Source organism: Pantoea sp. S61 (genome assembly GCF_016625145.1).
In the GTDB taxonomy this organism is placed as follows: domain Bacteria; phylum Pseudomonadota; class Gammaproteobacteria; order Enterobacterales; family Enterobacteriaceae; genus Pantoea; species Pantoea rwandensis_B.
Window position 1 is genome coordinate 200,264 of the sequence record NZ_JACVUO010000009.1, and the last position, 16,048, is coordinate 216,311.

13 protein-coding genes and 1 pseudogene are annotated in these 16,048 nt (G+C 53.1%); 6 read left to right on the plus strand and 8 right to left on the minus strand.

Translation table 11 applies throughout. The features are described from left to right. Positions 1 to 117 precede the first annotated feature (117 nt). A complete protein-coding gene (gene moeA, locus IAE30_RS17895; RefSeq protein ID WP_200537176.1) occupies positions 118 to 1,353 on the plus strand; it encodes a molybdopterin molybdotransferase MoeA in 1,236 nt (411 codons plus the stop codon). After that, positions 1,353 to 2,108, plus strand: coding sequence for a molybdopterin-synthase adenylyltransferase MoeB (gene moeB, locus IAE30_RS17900; RefSeq protein WP_038647919.1), 756 nt, complete (start codon positions 1,353 to 1,355; stop codon positions 2,106 to 2,108). Before moeA ends, moeB begins: the two co-directional genes overlap by 1 nt. Positions 2,109 to 2,172: 64 nt before the next feature. Here the strand turns inward: moeB and IAE30_RS17905 are convergent, their stop codons facing one another. From IAE30_RS17905 to mntR, 8 genes are all read right to left on the minus strand, one after another. Continuing rightward, positions 2,173 to 3,765 carry an ABC-F family ATPase gene (locus IAE30_RS17905; protein ID WP_045814023.1) on the minus strand — a complete coding sequence of 531 codons (1,593 nt, stop codon included), beginning with the start codon at positions 3,763 to 3,765 and terminating at the stop codon, positions 2,173 to 2,175. Positions 3,766 to 3,950: 185 nt separating this feature from the next. After that, on the minus strand, positions 3,951 to 4,352 hold the full coding sequence (locus tag IAE30_RS17910; RefSeq protein ID WP_034820857.1) for an H-NS family nucleoid-associated regulatory protein: 402 nt from the start codon (positions 4,350 to 4,352) through the stop codon (positions 3,951 to 3,953). Between the two features lie 431 nt (positions 4,353 to 4,783). Continuing rightward, on the minus strand, positions 4,784 to 6,265 hold the full coding sequence (locus tag IAE30_RS17915; RefSeq protein WP_038647923.1) for a sugar porter family MFS transporter: 1,482 nt from the start codon (positions 6,263 to 6,265) through the stop codon (positions 4,784 to 4,786). 268 nt (positions 6,266 to 6,533) lie between these two features. Continuing rightward, complete coding sequence (locus IAE30_RS17920; RefSeq protein ID WP_038647925.1) at positions 6,534 to 8,051, minus strand: efflux transporter outer membrane subunit; 1,518 nt, start codon at positions 8,049 to 8,051, stop codon at positions 6,534 to 6,536. A 1-nt stretch (position 8,052) separates the two neighbouring features. Next, positions 8,053 to 9,621 carry a DHA2 family efflux MFS transporter permease subunit gene (locus IAE30_RS17925; RefSeq protein ID WP_038647927.1) on the minus strand — a complete coding sequence of 523 codons (1,569 nt, stop codon included), beginning with the start codon at positions 9,619 to 9,621 and terminating at the stop codon, positions 8,053 to 8,055. Then, the gene (locus IAE30_RS17930) at positions 9,618 to 10,748 is read right to left on the minus strand and encodes an HlyD family secretion protein (RefSeq protein WP_200680515.1); all 1,131 of its coding nucleotides are present in this window, start codon (positions 10,746 to 10,748) and stop codon (positions 9,618 to 9,620) included. Before IAE30_RS17930 ends, IAE30_RS17925 begins: the two co-directional genes overlap by 4 nt. Positions 10,749 to 10,935: 187 nt before the next feature. Next, entirely contained in the window at positions 10,936 to 12,045 is a 1,110-nt protein-coding gene (locus tag IAE30_RS17935) for an SLC13 family permease (RefSeq protein ID WP_200680516.1), read from the minus strand. Positions 12,046 to 12,066: 21 nt separating this feature from the next. After that, positions 12,067 to 12,525 carry a manganese-binding transcriptional regulator MntR gene (mntR, locus tag IAE30_RS17940; protein WP_045814028.1) on the minus strand — a complete coding sequence of 153 codons (459 nt, stop codon included), beginning with the start codon at positions 12,523 to 12,525 and terminating at the stop codon, positions 12,067 to 12,069. Between the two features lie 265 nt (positions 12,526 to 12,790). On the opposite strand from mntR, the gene IAE30_RS17945 reads away from it, so the two are divergent. From IAE30_RS17945 to IAE30_RS17960, 4 genes and pseudogenes are all read left to right on the plus strand, one after another. Then, positions 12,791 to 12,985: a hypothetical protein gene (locus IAE30_RS17945; protein ID WP_045814029.1), complete on the plus strand. Its 195-nt coding sequence runs from the start codon at positions 12,791 to 12,793 to the stop codon at positions 12,983 to 12,985. A 305-nt stretch (positions 12,986 to 13,290) separates the two neighbouring features. Further along, positions 13,291 to 14,019 carry a gluconate 2-dehydrogenase subunit 3 family protein gene (locus IAE30_RS17950; RefSeq protein WP_200680517.1) on the plus strand — a complete coding sequence of 243 codons (729 nt, stop codon included), beginning with the start codon at positions 13,291 to 13,293 and terminating at the stop codon, positions 14,017 to 14,019. Continuing rightward, the gene (locus IAE30_RS17955; protein WP_045814031.1) at positions 14,019 to 15,797 is read left to right on the plus strand and encodes a GMC family oxidoreductase; all 1,779 of its coding nucleotides are present in this window, start codon (positions 14,019 to 14,021) and stop codon (positions 15,795 to 15,797) included. Before IAE30_RS17950 ends, IAE30_RS17955 begins: the two co-directional genes overlap by 1 nt. A gap of 53 nt (positions 15,798 to 15,850) precedes the next feature. Further along, positions 15,851 to 16,003 (plus strand): annotated as a pseudogene (locus tag IAE30_RS17960) (cytochrome c); the annotation flags it as partial. Between the last annotated feature and the right edge of the window lie 45 nt (positions 16,004 to 16,048).

Consider the following 16,048-nt stretch of genomic DNA (forward strand, 5'->3'; position numbering starts at 1 on the left):
AGTGTATCTCCGGTCATAACCTTTTAATGTGGATTATGCTTTTTTAGTCGCATGTGACTCGGCAGGCAAATGCCACCATAATAGGCAGCATCTGAAATTCATCACGCAGAGACAGACATGGAACCTTTCACCGCAGGATTAATCTCCCTCGAAGACGCGCAGCAAAAAATGCTGCAACAGCTTACCCCCATCAGCGATAGCCTCAGCGTCTCGCTGTTTGAAGCAGCAGGACGCATCACGGCAAAACCGGTCACTTCTCCGCTGGATGTGCCACCGTTCGATAATTCCGCAATGGACGGTTATGCCCTACGTCTCAGCGATATCTCGCCAGAACATGTGTTTCCCGTGGCGGGCAAAGCTTTTGCCGGTGCACCGTTCAACGGCGAATGGCCCGCTGGCAGCGTGATTCGTATTATGACCGGTGCGCCGATTCCGGCAGGCTGCGATGCGGTGGTGATGCAGGAGCAAACCGAACAGCGTGCGGGTGGCATCGCCCTCACCGCCGCCGTGACACTCGGGCAAAATATCCGCCGTATTGGTGAAGACATTCAGGCTGGCAAACAGGTGCTGGAGGCGGGGGTTCGCCTCGGTGCCGCCGAGTTGCCGTTGCTGGCTTCACTGGGGATTGCCGAAGTGAGCGTGCTGCGCAAACTGCGCGTGGCGATTTTCTCCACCGGCGATGAATTGCAGGCGGTGGGCCAGCCTTTGGCTGACGGGCAAATCTACGACACAAACCGCTTTACCGTATCGTTGATGCTCAACAAACTGGGCTGCGAAGTGATCGATTTGGGCGTGATTGCGGACGATCCCGAGGCGCTGCGCCAGGCGTTCAGCGAGGCCGATCGTCAGGCAGATGTGGTGATCAGTACCGGCGGTGTGTCCGTCGGCGAGGCGGATTTCACCAAAGCGATGCTGGAAGAGTTAGGCGTGATTACCTTCTGGAAACTGGCGATGAAGCCGGGCAAACCGTTCGCTTTTGGCCGTTTAGCGAACAGTTGGTTCTGCGGCCTGCCTGGCAATCCCGTATCAGCTGCCGTGACCTTCTATCAGCTGGTGCAACCGCTTCTGGCGACCCTCACCGGCCAGACCACGCGCATTATGCCGCTGCGCCAACGCGCTCGCGCTATCCAGCGTTTGAAAAAATCGCCTGGCCGCCTCGATTTTCAGCGCGGCATTCTCAGTCGTGGTGAAGACGGCGTACTGGAAGTCCGCAGCACCGGCGCCCAGGGTTCACACGTGTTTAGCTCTTTCGCCCTGGCCGACTGTTTTATTGTGCTAGACCGCGATCGTGCGGATGTGGAGCCCGGCGAATGGGTTGAGGTTGAAGTTTTCAATAGCCTGCTGGAGGGCTAATGAGCGTCGAACTGAGCCATGAGGAGATGCTGCGTTACAACCGTCAGATTATACTGCGGGATTTTGATTTTGACGGGCAGGAGAAGCTTAAAGCCTCGCGCGTTTTGCTCGTCGGACTCGGCGGACTCGGCTGTGCTGCTGCACCCTATCTTGCTTCGGCTGGCGTGGGCCATCTTACCTTGCTGGATTTCGACACCGTTAGCCTCAGTAACCTGCAGCGCCAGATTCTGCACAGTGATGCCACCCTCGGTCAGCCCAAGGTGGAGTCTGCGCGTCAGCAACTGTCGGCGATGAATCCTTATTGCCAGCTTGAAGCGATTGATGCACAGCTGGATGATGCCCAACTCAGCGCCCTGATCGCGCGCCATGATGCGGTGCTGGACTGTACTGATAACGTCAGTGCGCGTGAACAGATCAATCGTCTGTGTTTCCAGCACAAGGTGCCGCTGATTTCCGGTGCGGCCATTCGTATGGAAGGTCAACTCAGCGTGTTTACCTGGCAGCAGGACGAGCCGTGTTATCGCTGTATTAGCCGCTTGTTTGGCGATCAGACATTAAGCTGCGTGGAAGCCGGCGTGCTGGCGCCGTTGGTCGGTGTCATTGGTGCGATGCAAGCTTTAGAGGCCATAAAAGTGCTGACCGCGCTAGGGCAACCTGCCCGTTCACGCTTGTTGATCTATGACGCGATGAGTGCAGAATTCCGTAGCATGAAGGTGATGCAGGACAGGCATTGCGAGGTATGCGGGAAACCATGATTTCCCGAAAATAATAACGGCGCGATTCTCCGCGCCGTAATTACTGTCATTCAATCATTTATAATTAAACAATACCCTGACTGCGCAGATAATCTTCGTAGTTGCCGGTGAAGTCGATAATGCGATCGCCCTTCATCTCCATCACGCGGGTTGCCAGTGAACTGACAAACTCACGGTCATGTGAAACGAAAATCAGAGTGCCTTCGTAACCTTCAAGTGCCAGGTTAAGCGATTCAATCGATTCCATATCGAGGTGGTTGGTCGGTTCATCCATGATCAAGATGTTAGGCTTCTGCATCATCAGCTTGCCAAACAGCATGCGGCCTTTCTCACCACCGGACAGCACTTTAGCAGGCTTCTTGATTTCATCATGACCAAACAGCAGACGGCCCAGAATACTGCGCACCGCTTGCTCGTCATCACCTTCCTGCTTCCACTGGCTCATCCAGTCGAACACGCTCAGGTCATCGGCGAAATCTTCGGCATGATCCTGCGCGTAATAACCAATGAGCGCATTCTCGGACCATTTCACGGTGCCGTTGTCAGGCGTTAGCTCGCCGACCAATGTTTTCAGCAACGTGGTTTTACCGATACCGTTGGCGCCCAAAATAGCCACTTTCTCACCAACTTCAACCATCAGATTAAGCTTGCTGAACAGCGGACCGTTATCGAATCCTTTCGTCAGTGCCTCAACTTCCAGCGCATTACGGAACAGCTTCTTATCCTGGTCAAAACGGATATAAGGGTTCTGACGGCTGGACGCTTTCACTTCATCCAGTTTAATTTTATCAATCTGCTTGGCACGCGAAGTAGCCTGACGCGATTTAGAGGCGTTGGCACTAAAACGGCTAACGAACGATTGCAGGTCAGCAATTTGCGCTTTCTTCTTCGCGTTATCAGAAATTAAACGTTCACGCGCTTGCGTCGCCGCGGTCATATATTCGTCATAATTTCCTGGATACACGCGCAGCTCGCCGTAATCCAGATCCGCCATGTGCGTACACACCATATTCAGGAAGTGACGGTCATGCGAAATGATAATCATGGTACTGTTACGTTCGTTAAGCACCTGCTCCAGCCAACGAATGGTATCAATATCCAGGTTGTTCGTCGGTTCGTCGAGCAGCAAAATATCCGGGTTTGAGAATAATGCCTGCGCCAACAGCACACGCAGTTTCCAACCTGGTGCGATTTCGCTCATCGGACCGTAATGCTGTTCCACCGGAATACCCACGCCCAGTAATAATTCACCGGCACGAGATTCCGCGCTGTAACCATCCATTTCACCGTATTCGACTTCCAGGTCGGCAACTTTATAGCCTTCCTCTTCGCTCATTTCTGGCAAAGCATAAATACGGTCGCGCTCTTCCTTCACCGCCCATAATTCGGCGTGACCCATAATCACCGTATCCAGCACGCTAAATTGCTCAAAAGCAAATTGGTCCTGGCGTAACTTACCGATACGCTCGTTAGGGTCGAGTGAAACATTACCGTTGGTCGGTACCAGGTCGCCGCCCAGTATTTTCATGAAGGTCGATTTACCGCTGCCGTTCGCACCGATTAAACCGTAACGATTACCGCCGCCAAACTTAACGGAGATATTCTCAAACAGCGGCTTACTGCCGAACTGCATAGTAATATTGCTGGAAACTAACACGGCATTGACCTTTGTTACGCAGTGGAGGAAAAAACAGCGGGCATTATGCCAGAAAGCAGCACCGGGACGCCACCTCTGCGCCTGCGGGCAGCGAGCGAAGGCGTTGAACGCGTTGTTGCAAATAGAGAAATAAAAAAGCCGAAGACAACGTGGTCTTCGGCTCCCGCTTACAAGGATTGTGCAGATTATTTGATCAGGAAGCTGTCCAGGCTTTTACCAGAGTCCAGCGCTTTCTTAATCGCTGCTGGGGTACGGCCCTGGCCGGTCCATGATTTCTCTTCACCGTTCTCATCGGTGTAAGAATATTTAGCCGGACGCGGTGCACGCTTCGCGCGTTTTTTACCGGTTTCCAGCGCACCCAGCAATTCGTTCGGGTCAATACCGTCAGCCAGCAGCATTTCGCGGTATTTAGACAGCTTTTCTTCTTTCTCGCGATTCTGCGCTTCTTCTGCATGAACTTCGTCGCGGCGCTCAGTCACCACCACGGTTAATTTCTCCAGAATCTCTTCCAGATCGGTCAATGGCAGTTCACGAGCCTGCGCACGTAATGTGCGAATGTTGTTCAGAACTTTAAATGCGTCACTCATCACAAGGTCCTTGCTTAAGGGGGTTTAAATAAACTGTAGTGGCAAGATTACCCAATTCAAATAAAAAAATAAATTAATTTATGCGGACGGATAATTCCTAACTGATTAACGTATTCACAATTTGAGCGGTCCCCCCAGCGAGAAGCTTTAATTAACGGTGAATTAACAACAACATTTTAGTACCACCGACTGGAACTGGTACCGATTTCAGAGGTTATTCCCGGCTGATAAACAAGCATTTAGCGGCTAATGCCTTGTCTGGCTGAAGTGTGTTAGCAGATTAATGAAGATTAATGTTATGGACGAAAATCTATTTTCACAGGTGATTATTATATTTTTACAGTTGAGAGCACAATCGCATTTTTATCCCCCTTTACGATAAAAAGCCAGTGCATGCACCGGCTTTTACCCTCATAAAACGTCACCTCAGGTTACGAGCTTTTCTTCACAGCGTGCGTCAACTGCGGTTGCGGTTCTTCATTTGACAGCCAGTCGTGCAAATAATGCTCGATCTGTTCCAGCGAACGATTTCGTGTTTCTGGTACATAGCGAACCACAAAAATGGCTCCCCCTATTCCGACTAGCGCAAAAATAAAGAACGCTCCCGATAAACCCACCGATGCCAACAGGATCGGGAACATCAGCGAGATAAGGAAATTAGCGATCCACATAGCAAACACGGCGCCGCCCATAAATATCCCACGCAGACGTGTAGGGAAAATTTCAGACAATAGCAACCAGGTCACGGGTGAGAGTGCTCCTTGCTGGAAACTCAAAAACATCAGCATTCCCAGCAGCACCATATAACTGCGCAGTACATCAGGTTGACCATTTACCGTCTCCGGCATGAAATAACTGACGGCACCAATAAACACCAGACAGGCGGTACAGCCAAACTGCCCTAACATCGTCATGGTACGGCGCCCAATGCGCCCCAGCAGCCAGATACCAACGAAAGTCATTAATACCGAAATAACGCCATTGGCGATGGTGGCAATTAAGGCTGCGTTATCGCTCATGCCCACGGCTTTTAACATGGTCGGAGCGTAATACATGATGGTATTCACCCCGGTTAACTGCTGTATGACCGCAATCCCCACGCCAATCAAAAATAATTTAAACAGCCAGGGTTGGCGAAGTTCACGCAGGCGTGGGCGCGTTTCATGTTGCTCTTCAGCTAAGGTCTCTTCTATTTCCGTGAGTTCCCACTCAACATCTTGTTTAGCTCGCGTGCGCTCCAGCACCTGACGCGCTTCCGCCAACCGCCCTTTCATCGCATACCAACGCGGTGAGTCGGGCATAAACAGCATGCCAAACCACAGCAGCACGGCAGGCACCGTCGCGACCGCCAGCATCCAGCGCCAGGTAGCATCACCGCCCCACACCGCGTTAAATCCAGCGTTGGAGATGTAAGCCAACATCTGCCCGGAGACGATCATCAGTTCTTGCATGGTCACTAACTGGCCACGTTTGTTGGCGGGCGCCATCTCCGCGATGTACACCGGAACCGTCGCTGACGCTCCCCCCACCGCCACACCCAATACCAGGCGGAAGAAAATCATCCATTCAACGTCAGGTGCTAACGCGGTGCCGATTGCGCCAATGGCGAAAATCACCGCCAGCACCAGAATGATTTTTCTCCGCCCGGCCGCGGCGGCAAAGTGGCCTGACGCCAGGGCACCAAAAGCCGCGCCAAACAGCAGGCTGCTGGTGACCAACCCCGTGGTAAAGGGTGTCAGATGGAGATCGTTACCCATAAATAACAGTGCGCCAGAAATCACACCGGTGTCATAGCCGAACAGCAACCCCCCTAAGGTGGCAATCATTGCTATCACCTTCACAAAGGGTTCAGTGCGCGTGCTGCTGTTCGGCCCTGATGCTTTGTTGGGGGTAAGGTAGTTTTCCCGCGGCATAATCCACTCCTTAACAGTGAGAGAAGATTTAAAAATAGTTTATTTCAACCAACAGGAATAATTATGAAATTTAAATTTTGCGCGACAGATCATAAACACCGCATTTACATGCGGAGCAGATCACAAAAAGCGGCTTTACTGCGTGTAAATCGGTAAAGAGTGATCAGAGGGGAATTTGCATTTAATCCAAAATGAAAATTTTCATTCCAAAATGGGTGGAGTGTAATGCCTGATGCTGGGGCAGCCCGCAGACTGCCCCCTTTTATGATTAAGGCACCGTGGTGGCAGGGCCAAACACGGAATATTCAGGCAAATTAACGTTCTGATAAGGTTCCCAGCCGCCGCCCAGCGCTTTGTACAACGCGACTAAATCCAGTGCACTCTGCATGCGTGCCTGTGTCGATTGTGCTTCTGCCTGCGCTAACTGGCGCTGTGCGTCCAACACATCCAGGAAGGTGGAAATCCCCTGCTTGTAGCTATCACTGGCGAGATCAAATGCTCTCTGCAATGCGCCAGTGGTTTCATCCAGAGCTGTCACCTGCTGCTGATCGGCGCGATAGCTGACCAGGGCATTCTCGACATCCTGCAAGGCGGTCAGCACCGTCTGGCGATATTCCAGCGCCGCATTGGCCTGCTGCGCGCGCGCCAGTTTCACACTGGAGACCAAACGCCCGCCCTGGAAAATCGGAATGGAGAGCGAAGGTCCAATGCTGTAGAAATGGCTGCTCCAGTCATCCAGATAGCTGGCATCGGTGTTGCGAACCCCGAGTTGACCCGTCAGTGACAGGCTGGGGAACAGATCCGCCACCGACACGCCGATGTTGGCGGTCTGCGCATGCAGATTGGCTTCCGCTTGCCGAATATCCGGACGTCGTCGCGCCAGCGTGGATGGGATCCCCACCGCCACCATTTTCGGCAGCGCGGGTAACGCTTTACTGCTCATCAACTCGTTATCCAGTGCGCCCGGCGTTTTGCCCAGCAAAACTGCTAAGCCATTCATGGCCTGCCGCTCCTGCGATTGATAACCTGGCAATTGCGCATTCAACGAGGCCAGCTGTGCACGCGCGTTTTCCACATCGGTGAGCGGTGCCATGCCGTTACGCTGCTGGCTTTGCGTCAGTTCCCAGGTTTGCTGCGCCACATCGATTTGCTGCTGCAGCGTGTTGAGCACCGCTTGCGCGCCGCGCAGTTGCAGATAGGCGCGCGCCACTTCAGCTTCGAGCGACACGAGCGCATCATTGCGCTGTTCAATGGCGGCCTGCTGCTGCGCATCTGCGGCTTCCATCTGACGCCGCACTTTGCCCCACAGATCCAGCTCCCAGCTGGCGTCAAAGCTACCCTGGTACAGCGTGACAGAGTGATCGAGGCCATTCAGCTGGCTGGCAACGTCACTGTCCACCTGATCGTAAACCCCGTTGGACTTAAGTAAGCCTTTTAAACCCAACTGCTGACGGGTCACTTTGGCTGAACCATTGAGTGACGGAAAAAGCCCTCCGCGCGCCTGTGCCAGTTGCTCACGTGCACCGGCAATGCGCAGCACCGATTGCTGCAAGGTTAAGTTACCGGCGATGGCGCGTTCGATCAGGCTATCCAGCTGTGGGTCATTAAAGCTTTTCCACCATAGCGGGTTGGTGGCCGCCGATTGCGGCTTTGAGGCTTCCTGCGACGGTAAATCGCGATAGCTGCCCGGTGTCTGTGCATGGGGAGGCTGATAATCAGGACCCACAGCGCAACCCGCCAGAAGCAGAGAGAGCGCCAGCAAACTCAAGCGCGAAGAGGTGATCATTTTAGTGTGCTCCTGCACTGCCTTCGCTCTTGATCGGCGAAAGCAACCAACAAAATGGAATCAACAGCAAGGCCACAATACTCAGACCCATAAATACGTCGATATACGCAAGGATACGCGCCTGCGCAATCATCTCTTTGTACAGCTGACCGGTCGCCAGCGTCAGTGGATCACCGACGGCGCTGGTAAAGTCGCGAATCGCCTGCGCCCAATGCTGCAAAGTCAGGTTGAACGGCTCGTTAAGCGGCGTCATGTTATGCACCATATTCGCTGAGCGCGTCTGCATACGTTCGGTAATCCCTGCCGTTGCCAGTGAAATCCCGATCGATCCCGCCACATTACGGAACATGGTAAACAATGCCGATGCATCCGCATTGAGCCGTTGCGGCACCGTAATAAAAGCAATGGTAGTCAGCGGCACAAACAGAAAACCCAGTCCTATCGATTGCGCACTGCGCATTAATACCAGGGTGGTAAAATCAACGTTCGGCGTTAAGGTCGTGGAATAAAAGAAGGCGCTGGCGAGACAGGTAAAGCCGAAAGCAATGATGTAGCGTGTTTGCACAATCGGCATCAGCTTCAGCACCAGCGGAATAGTCAGAACGATCAATATCGCACCAGGCGAGAGTACCAGCCCCGACCAGGTCGCGGTATAGCCCAGATCCTGCTGCGCCAGCTGTGGAAGTACCACCGAACTGCCATACAGAATCATCGCCATGCCTGCCATCAGCAAACCGGCCACCCAGAAGTTACGATCTTTCATGACCGTGATATCCACCACTGGTTTACGTGCATACAGCAACCAGTAGACGGCGCCGACAATGCCGATCACCGCCAGCATGCAAAACAGGCGAATAAAGTGCGAGGCAAACCAGTCTTCATCTTCGCCACGGTCGAGGAACACCTGCAAACAGCCGAGTCCAAGGGTGATCAAGCTGATGCCGATGTAATCGATTTTCAGCTTGCCCTTCGCCCATTTACGCTCCCACGGCGGATCTTCCAGCAGCTGATAGATCGCCAGCACCGTTAAAATTCCGACCGGGATGTTAATGAAGAACACCCAGCGCCAGCTGTAGTTATCGGTGATCCAGCCGCCGAGTGTGGGGCCGATCACTGGCGCAACGATAATCGCAATCGACGAGAGACCAAAAGCTTTGCCACGATCTTCCGCTTTAAAGTAATCGAGGAGCACCGATTGCTGCACCGGCTGCAAACCGCCGCCGAAAAAGCCCTGCAACACGCGGAACAGAATGATTTGCCATAGCTCGGTGGCGATACCGCACAGGAACGAGCAGATGGTGAACATGACAATACAGATCAGGAAGAACTGTTTACGCCCAAATAAGCGGCTAAAGAAGGCGGAAATGGGCAACACAATGCCGTTGGCTACCAAATAGGAAGTCAGCACCCAGGTGGATTCGTCGTAACTGGAAGAGAGTGAGCCGGCAATGTGCGGCAGCGCCACGTTAACGATGGTGGTGTCGAGGATCTCCATAAACACCGCCAGCGTCACCGTGATGGCGACCAGCCAGGGATTGCTGGCCGGACGCCAGCTTTCGCTCGCACTCATTCGACGGTGACCTTCGGCTCAACCGACAGGCCCAGCGGCAGCGGATGATTCGGATCCAACCCTTTATCGATAACGATTTTCACCGGCACGCGCTGCACAATCTTCACATAGTTACCGGTGGCATTTTCGGCCGGGAAGGTGGAGAAGCGCGAGCCGGAGCCCATCTGCACGCTATCAACGTGCCCTTCCAGCTTCATATCAGGCCAGGCATCGATACTGATATCCACTTTGTCACCGGGATTCATCCGAGCCAGCTGTGACTCTTTGAAATTGGCATTGATCCAGATATCCGGCGACACCAGTGAAAACAGCGCCGTGCCGGCCTGTACCAGTGTGCCGACCTGCACGTTACGCTTGGTGACAAAGCCATCGTAGGGGGCGCGCACTTGGGTATAAGAGAGATTCAGTTCGGCGGTGTTGAGCTGTGCCTGCGCCTGCTCAACCTGCTGCTGGCGCGCCTCCACATTGGTTTCCTGCTGACGAATCTGCAATTGCACCTGTGAAGCCACTTCGACCTGCGCTTTAGCACTTTGCATTTGTGCTTCAGCGGAGCGCAACTGCGCGGCCGCAGTATCGATGTTACGTTGGGAAGTCGCGCGAGGATCTACGCCGCGCTGACGACGATAATCCGCCTGCGCATTCAAAAGATTGGCCTGAGCTTTTGCTTGATCGGCTAACGCCTGATCGCGCTGCGCAGGATACTGCACGCGAGACAGCGCTAATTGCGCCTGTGCCTGATGCAGTTGCGCCTTCGCCAGACCGAGTTGGGCTTTGGCCTGATCGCGTTGGGCACTGGTATCGCGCGGGTCGATCTCCACCAGCAAATCGCCCTGCTTCACCCGCTGGTTGTCTCTCACCAGCAGCTTCACCACATAACCCGCTGCTTTCGGCGCAATAGTCACCGCATCGCCTTCGGTAAAGGCATCATCCGTGGTTTCAATATTGCGCGTGGTAAACCAGAACCACAGTCCCACCAGCAGCATGATCACGACCACGATGGCAAGAATGATCAGGGGCTTTTTGCCGGGGCGTTTACGTTGCGGTTCGTTGTTTTTTTGACTGGAGTCTGAAGCGTGCTGTGCATCCTGCTGCTCGCGAGCGGGCGGCTGATTGTGGTTATCACTCATAAGTTATCATCGCTGGCTGTGATCCCGATCCACGGGCAAAAACGGTCAACTTAACCTTAGATCGAAAATTGACAAATGCCAGTACAACTTTACACAACCCAACAATCAACGCATTTTCTGCCACTGAGTGCGATAACGCGCTGAATAACCAGCGCGTCAGCTTCACCTGCAGGACAAATTGGCTACCTTAATGTAGCCAGTGCAACAGAAACCAACCGCACAGCATCGACCACGCCAGCATGGGCAGAGAAAACAGGTGAAAGCGCCACCAGACTTTGCTGTCCTGCGCCATACGCAGCGCAATCAGGTTAGCCAGTGAACCCGGCAACAAGCCGAATCCGCCAATGTTGACGGCCCAGGCGAGCACCTCGGTGGGCGGCACTTTTTGCAGCAACAGAATGGTGGCCGGCACATTACTGATGACCTGTGAAAGACCGATCGCCAGCAAATACATTCCCCCTTCGCTTAAATGACCTATCGCGGCGAAATACGGTTGCAGCAGGGGAAGATGCATCAGTAAAAACACATCGATGAACATCGCGACAAATACCAGTAACAAGCTCCAGTCAATACTGATCAATACGCTGCGCGCCATGATCAGGAAGCAGCCTGCCACCAATATCAGTGCCCATCCGGTCATTTTCAGCTCTAAAGCCACAATAAACACCAGATAGAGCAGCACGCTGATGATAAACAACGGTTTTTGCCATTGATGCGCTTCGCTTTGCGCATGCTTCTGAATGGTTCGTTTTGGAAAACTCCACCAGGTGAGCGCCATCAGGCTGATCATTAATACCGCAGCCAGCGGTGCCATTTGCAGAATAAAACCTGGCACGCTGAGTGTGCCGTGACTCCACAACAGAATATTTTGCGGATTGCCTACTGGCGTCAGCAGCGATCCAGCATTCACCGCCAGCGCTTCAAAAATAATCAGACGAGAAATCGGCAGACGCGAGAATTTGCGCAACGTCAGCGTCAGCGGCACCAGAATAAACAGCGCCACATCGTTGGTGAGAAAGGTGGAAAGTAGCGCTGCGGCACAGACCATAAACAGCGCCAGCGTGCGCTCATGTTGAAAGCGCTGTACCAGACGTGCGCCGAGCACATCGAAATAGCCGCTGTTTTCCAGTCCTTTGGTCAGCATCAATAGCCCGGTGAGCGTCATGATGGTGTGCCAGTCAACGGCGGCAGGCAATTGCGGCCAACGATACTCCGCCAGCGGCAATAAAATCACACCCAACAGCAACAACAAATGCAAAATACGATCACGCATTAAGGAACGCAGTACGATGGGCATGATGGCGGAAGGCCTTGTAGGTTAGCGGCTCTCGTAAAACTTCTGGAAGACGGCGAGGGTTTCATCACTGACGTGATGTTCCAGACCTTCAGAATCCCGGCGGGCAGTTTCCGGGCTAATACCTAAAGCCAGCAAGAAGGTTTCCACAATGTGGTGACGCACACGGCTCGCTTCAGCCAGCTTTTCACCTTCAGCCGTCAGAAACACGCCGCGATAGGGAACCTGTTCCACCAGACCCGTGGTGCCTAAACGCTTCAACATCTTTGCCACGGTGGGTTGTGAAACGCCGAGGCGCGCGGCCATATCGACCTGACGGGCTTCACCAAATTCACGAATCAAATCAGAGATTAACTCTACGTAGTCATCAATAAGTTCACGTCGATGCGCTTCGCGCACCTGGCGAAATCCTTCGACATGCTCCTCTATATCTTTAAGCGGCCCCTGGGGCGTATTGGTGGCGCTCTTTGCACGACGACTCATTCAGCTTCCTCTTTATTATCTGCCGCACTTTACCTGCGGTGCGGGCCTGGCTGCGCTCATTGTAAACCAGGCACAAATAAGCACAAATTTTTCCTAAATAGTGTTGGCTAAAGAGTATAGCCAGTGCTATCTTTGTTCGTAATGTAAGCGAATAGCTTATTTAGGAGGCAATGATGAACGCACCCTATCTGCTGCTACTCCTTTTCCTGCTGTTTATCGCAGGTTTATGCTTACTGTTACGTCGTTATTCATTCGGGAGGTGAACATGACCACCATGAAAAACTGCCTCGACTGTGGCAAATGCTTCCAGGTTGAGCAGAGCAAACCGGCTTTTGAGCTGAAATCGCTGCTGTGCCTGTTTAAACGCTCGCCCTTTGCCCTGCGTCTGATGCTGATTGAAAAGCTGACCGGCAAACAGCTGACCGAGCGCCCCTGCCCCAATCTCATCTGGCGCGGCTGATTCATCCATAAATTCCTTCTCAGGATCCGTTTCTCTGACGGATCCTTTGCACGATCTCACATTTTGTTACCTTTTTCGTCCCACTCTTTCTAATGTTATCGAACAAATTCCAAATCCCTGCGCTTACTGTGGCTGAATCGCTTCAGGCATTGACATAACTTTACCTTCAACTTCGCTTAAACGATTAGGCTGCTAACATTTAGCTTGCAACCTGTTGTGACGTCTGATTAATCTCCTCATAACAAAAAATTACATACTTATAACAAAATCAACCCAGGGTGGGTTTTTCGTAAGGAAGATTAGCAATGTCACTTAAAAAGCCTGAAGAGCAAGCATCGGGCAGGAGACGATTTTTACAAAAATCGCTCTCGCTCATTCCCCTCGCCGCCGCAGCCAGTACCGGTGTGGTGTCACTCTCCTCCCCCGCTGCCGACAAGCCGCAAGGTGTGTTATCCGACTATGTTCCCGCTTACTTCAACGATAAAGAGTGGAAATTTCTGCTCGCGGCACTGGATCGCCTGATCCCTGCCGATGCCAACGGTCCTGGCGCCGTCAGTGAAGGTGTACAGGTGTTTATCGATAAGCAGATGGAATTGCCCTACGGCTATGGTCGCCTGTGGTACATGCAAGGCCCGTTCGCCGATTCGATTCCGGAAATGGGTTACCAATCCCATCTGGTGCCACGCGATACCTATCGATTAGGCATCGCCTTAGCTGACCAGCATTGTCAGCAGCAGTACCAAAAAGATTTTTACCAACTGGAGACGGCGCAGCAGGAAGAGGTTCTGCATGCGCTTGAAGCCGACAAACTGCGTAATGATGCTATTCACGGCAAGCAGTTTTTCGAGCAGCTACTGGAAAACGCCAAAGAGGGTTATCTCGCCGATCCGATTCACGGCGGCAACCAAACGCTGGCCTCGTGGAAAATGATTGGTTTTCCCGGTGCACGTGCGGATTTCGTCGATACCGTACAGCAGCCTAATAAACCCTACCCCCTTGGCCCAGTCAGCATTTCCAGTAAAAGGAGCGTGTAATGGCGGCAGTAAAAAAAGCGCCCGTCGATGTGGTCATCGTCGGGTTCGGCTGGACCGGTTCGCTCATGGCGATGGAACTGGCCAGTTCTGGTTTGAATATAGTGGCACTGGAGCGCGGCGAAAATCGCGATACCTACCCCGACTTCTCCTATCCGCGTATTGCCGATGAACTGACTTACGGTATTCGCTTAAAACTGTTCCAAAACGCCTCGAAAGAGACCGTGACGGTTCGCCATACCACGCAGGAAACCGCGCTGCCATATCGTCGCTTCGGTTCCTTCCTGCCCGGTGATGGCGTGGGCGGTGCCGGTACGCACTGGAACGGTCAGCTGTGGCGTCCGCTGGAAGCTGACTTGAAAATGCGCAGCACGGTCATCGAAAAATACGGGGCTGATTTCATCCCGAAAGACATGACGGTGCAGGATTACCCATTCTCTTATGACGAGATGGAACCCTACTTCGATAAGTTTGAGAAAATTTGCGGTGCGGCGGGTCAGGTCGGTAATCTCAACGGTGAAAAAGTCGAAGGGGGTAACCCGTTCGAATCCCCACGTAAAAATGGCTATCCCACTAAGCCGCTCGAGACGTTGTATGCTGGCGAACTGTTCTCCAAAGCAGCGAAACAACTCGGCTATCATCCGTTCGAATGTCCCGCCGCTAACTGTACCGAAGCCTGGACAAACCCTTACAACGTGCAGCTTGGCGTGTGTAACTACTGTGGTTACTGCGAACGCTTCGGTTGCTTCAATTATTCCAAAGGTTCACCGCAAAGCTGTGTTATCCCTGCTCTGAAACCGTTTAGTAACTTTGAGTTACGCACTCAGGCGCACGTGATTCGCGTTAATACCGACAGCAGCGGCAAAAAAGCCACCGGCGTAACCTATATCGATGCGCAAGGTAACGAAGTCGAGCAACCGGCTGACCTGGTGATCCTCAGCGCCTTCCAGCTGCACAATGTGCGCTTACTGCTGCTGTCAAAAATCGGTAAGCCCTATGATCCGCAAACCGGTGACGGCGTAGTGGGCAGGAACTATGCCTACCAGATGACCGGCGGCATCAAGCTGTTTTATGACAACGACAACTGGTTCAATCCGTTTGCGGCAACCGGTGCAACCTCTACCGTTATCGATGATTTCAATGCAGAAAACTTCGATCACAGCAAAGTCGGCTTTGTTGGCGGTGCCACCATTTCGGCAGCCTTCTCCGGCGGACGTCCCATCCAGCAGATGGGCATCCCTAAAGATGCGCCGCGCTGGGGTTCCGGCTGGAAACAGGCCATCAAAGATAATTATCTGCACAACATGAACGTCGGCTCGTCCGGTTCAGTGATGCCGTATAAGCAGTGCTATCTAGACCTTGATCCCACGTACCGTGATATCTACGGCCAACCATTGCTGCGTATGACGTTCGACTGGCAGCAGAACGAGCTGAAGATGACCAACTTCATCAAAGATAAAGCCGAGGAGATCGTCAAGGTGATGAATCCTAAGCACTATGAAGTGGGCTTCAAAACGCTCAACAGCCATTACGATGTCCGCCCTTACCAATCAACGCACACCACAGGTGGTGCTGTGATGGGCGACGATCCGCGTACCAGCGTGGTGAACAAGTTCCTGCAAAGCTGGGATGTACCGAACGTGTTTGTGACGGGTGCATGCTGCTTCCCGCAAAACCTGGCGTACAACCCCACCGGGATTGTCTGTGCCACCGCATTATTCGCGGCGGATGCGATTCGCAACCGCTATCTTGCTAACCCTGGTCCGCTGGTTCAGGCCTGAGAAGGAGCGTTATAGTGAAATTTTCCACACTCTTTTTCGCTCTCAGCGGCGCGCTGATCAGCCACGCCGCATCGGCCGCGACCGATGCCTCGGTTAAGCAAGGCGAGTATCTGGCCAAAGCGGGCGATTGCGCCGCATGCCATACCGCAGCAGGTGGACAACCTTTCGCTGGTGGGCTCAAAATGAGCACGCCGATCGGCGTAATGCCGATCAGTTAAGACAAAAATGATCGGTTGAACGATCCGGCAGTT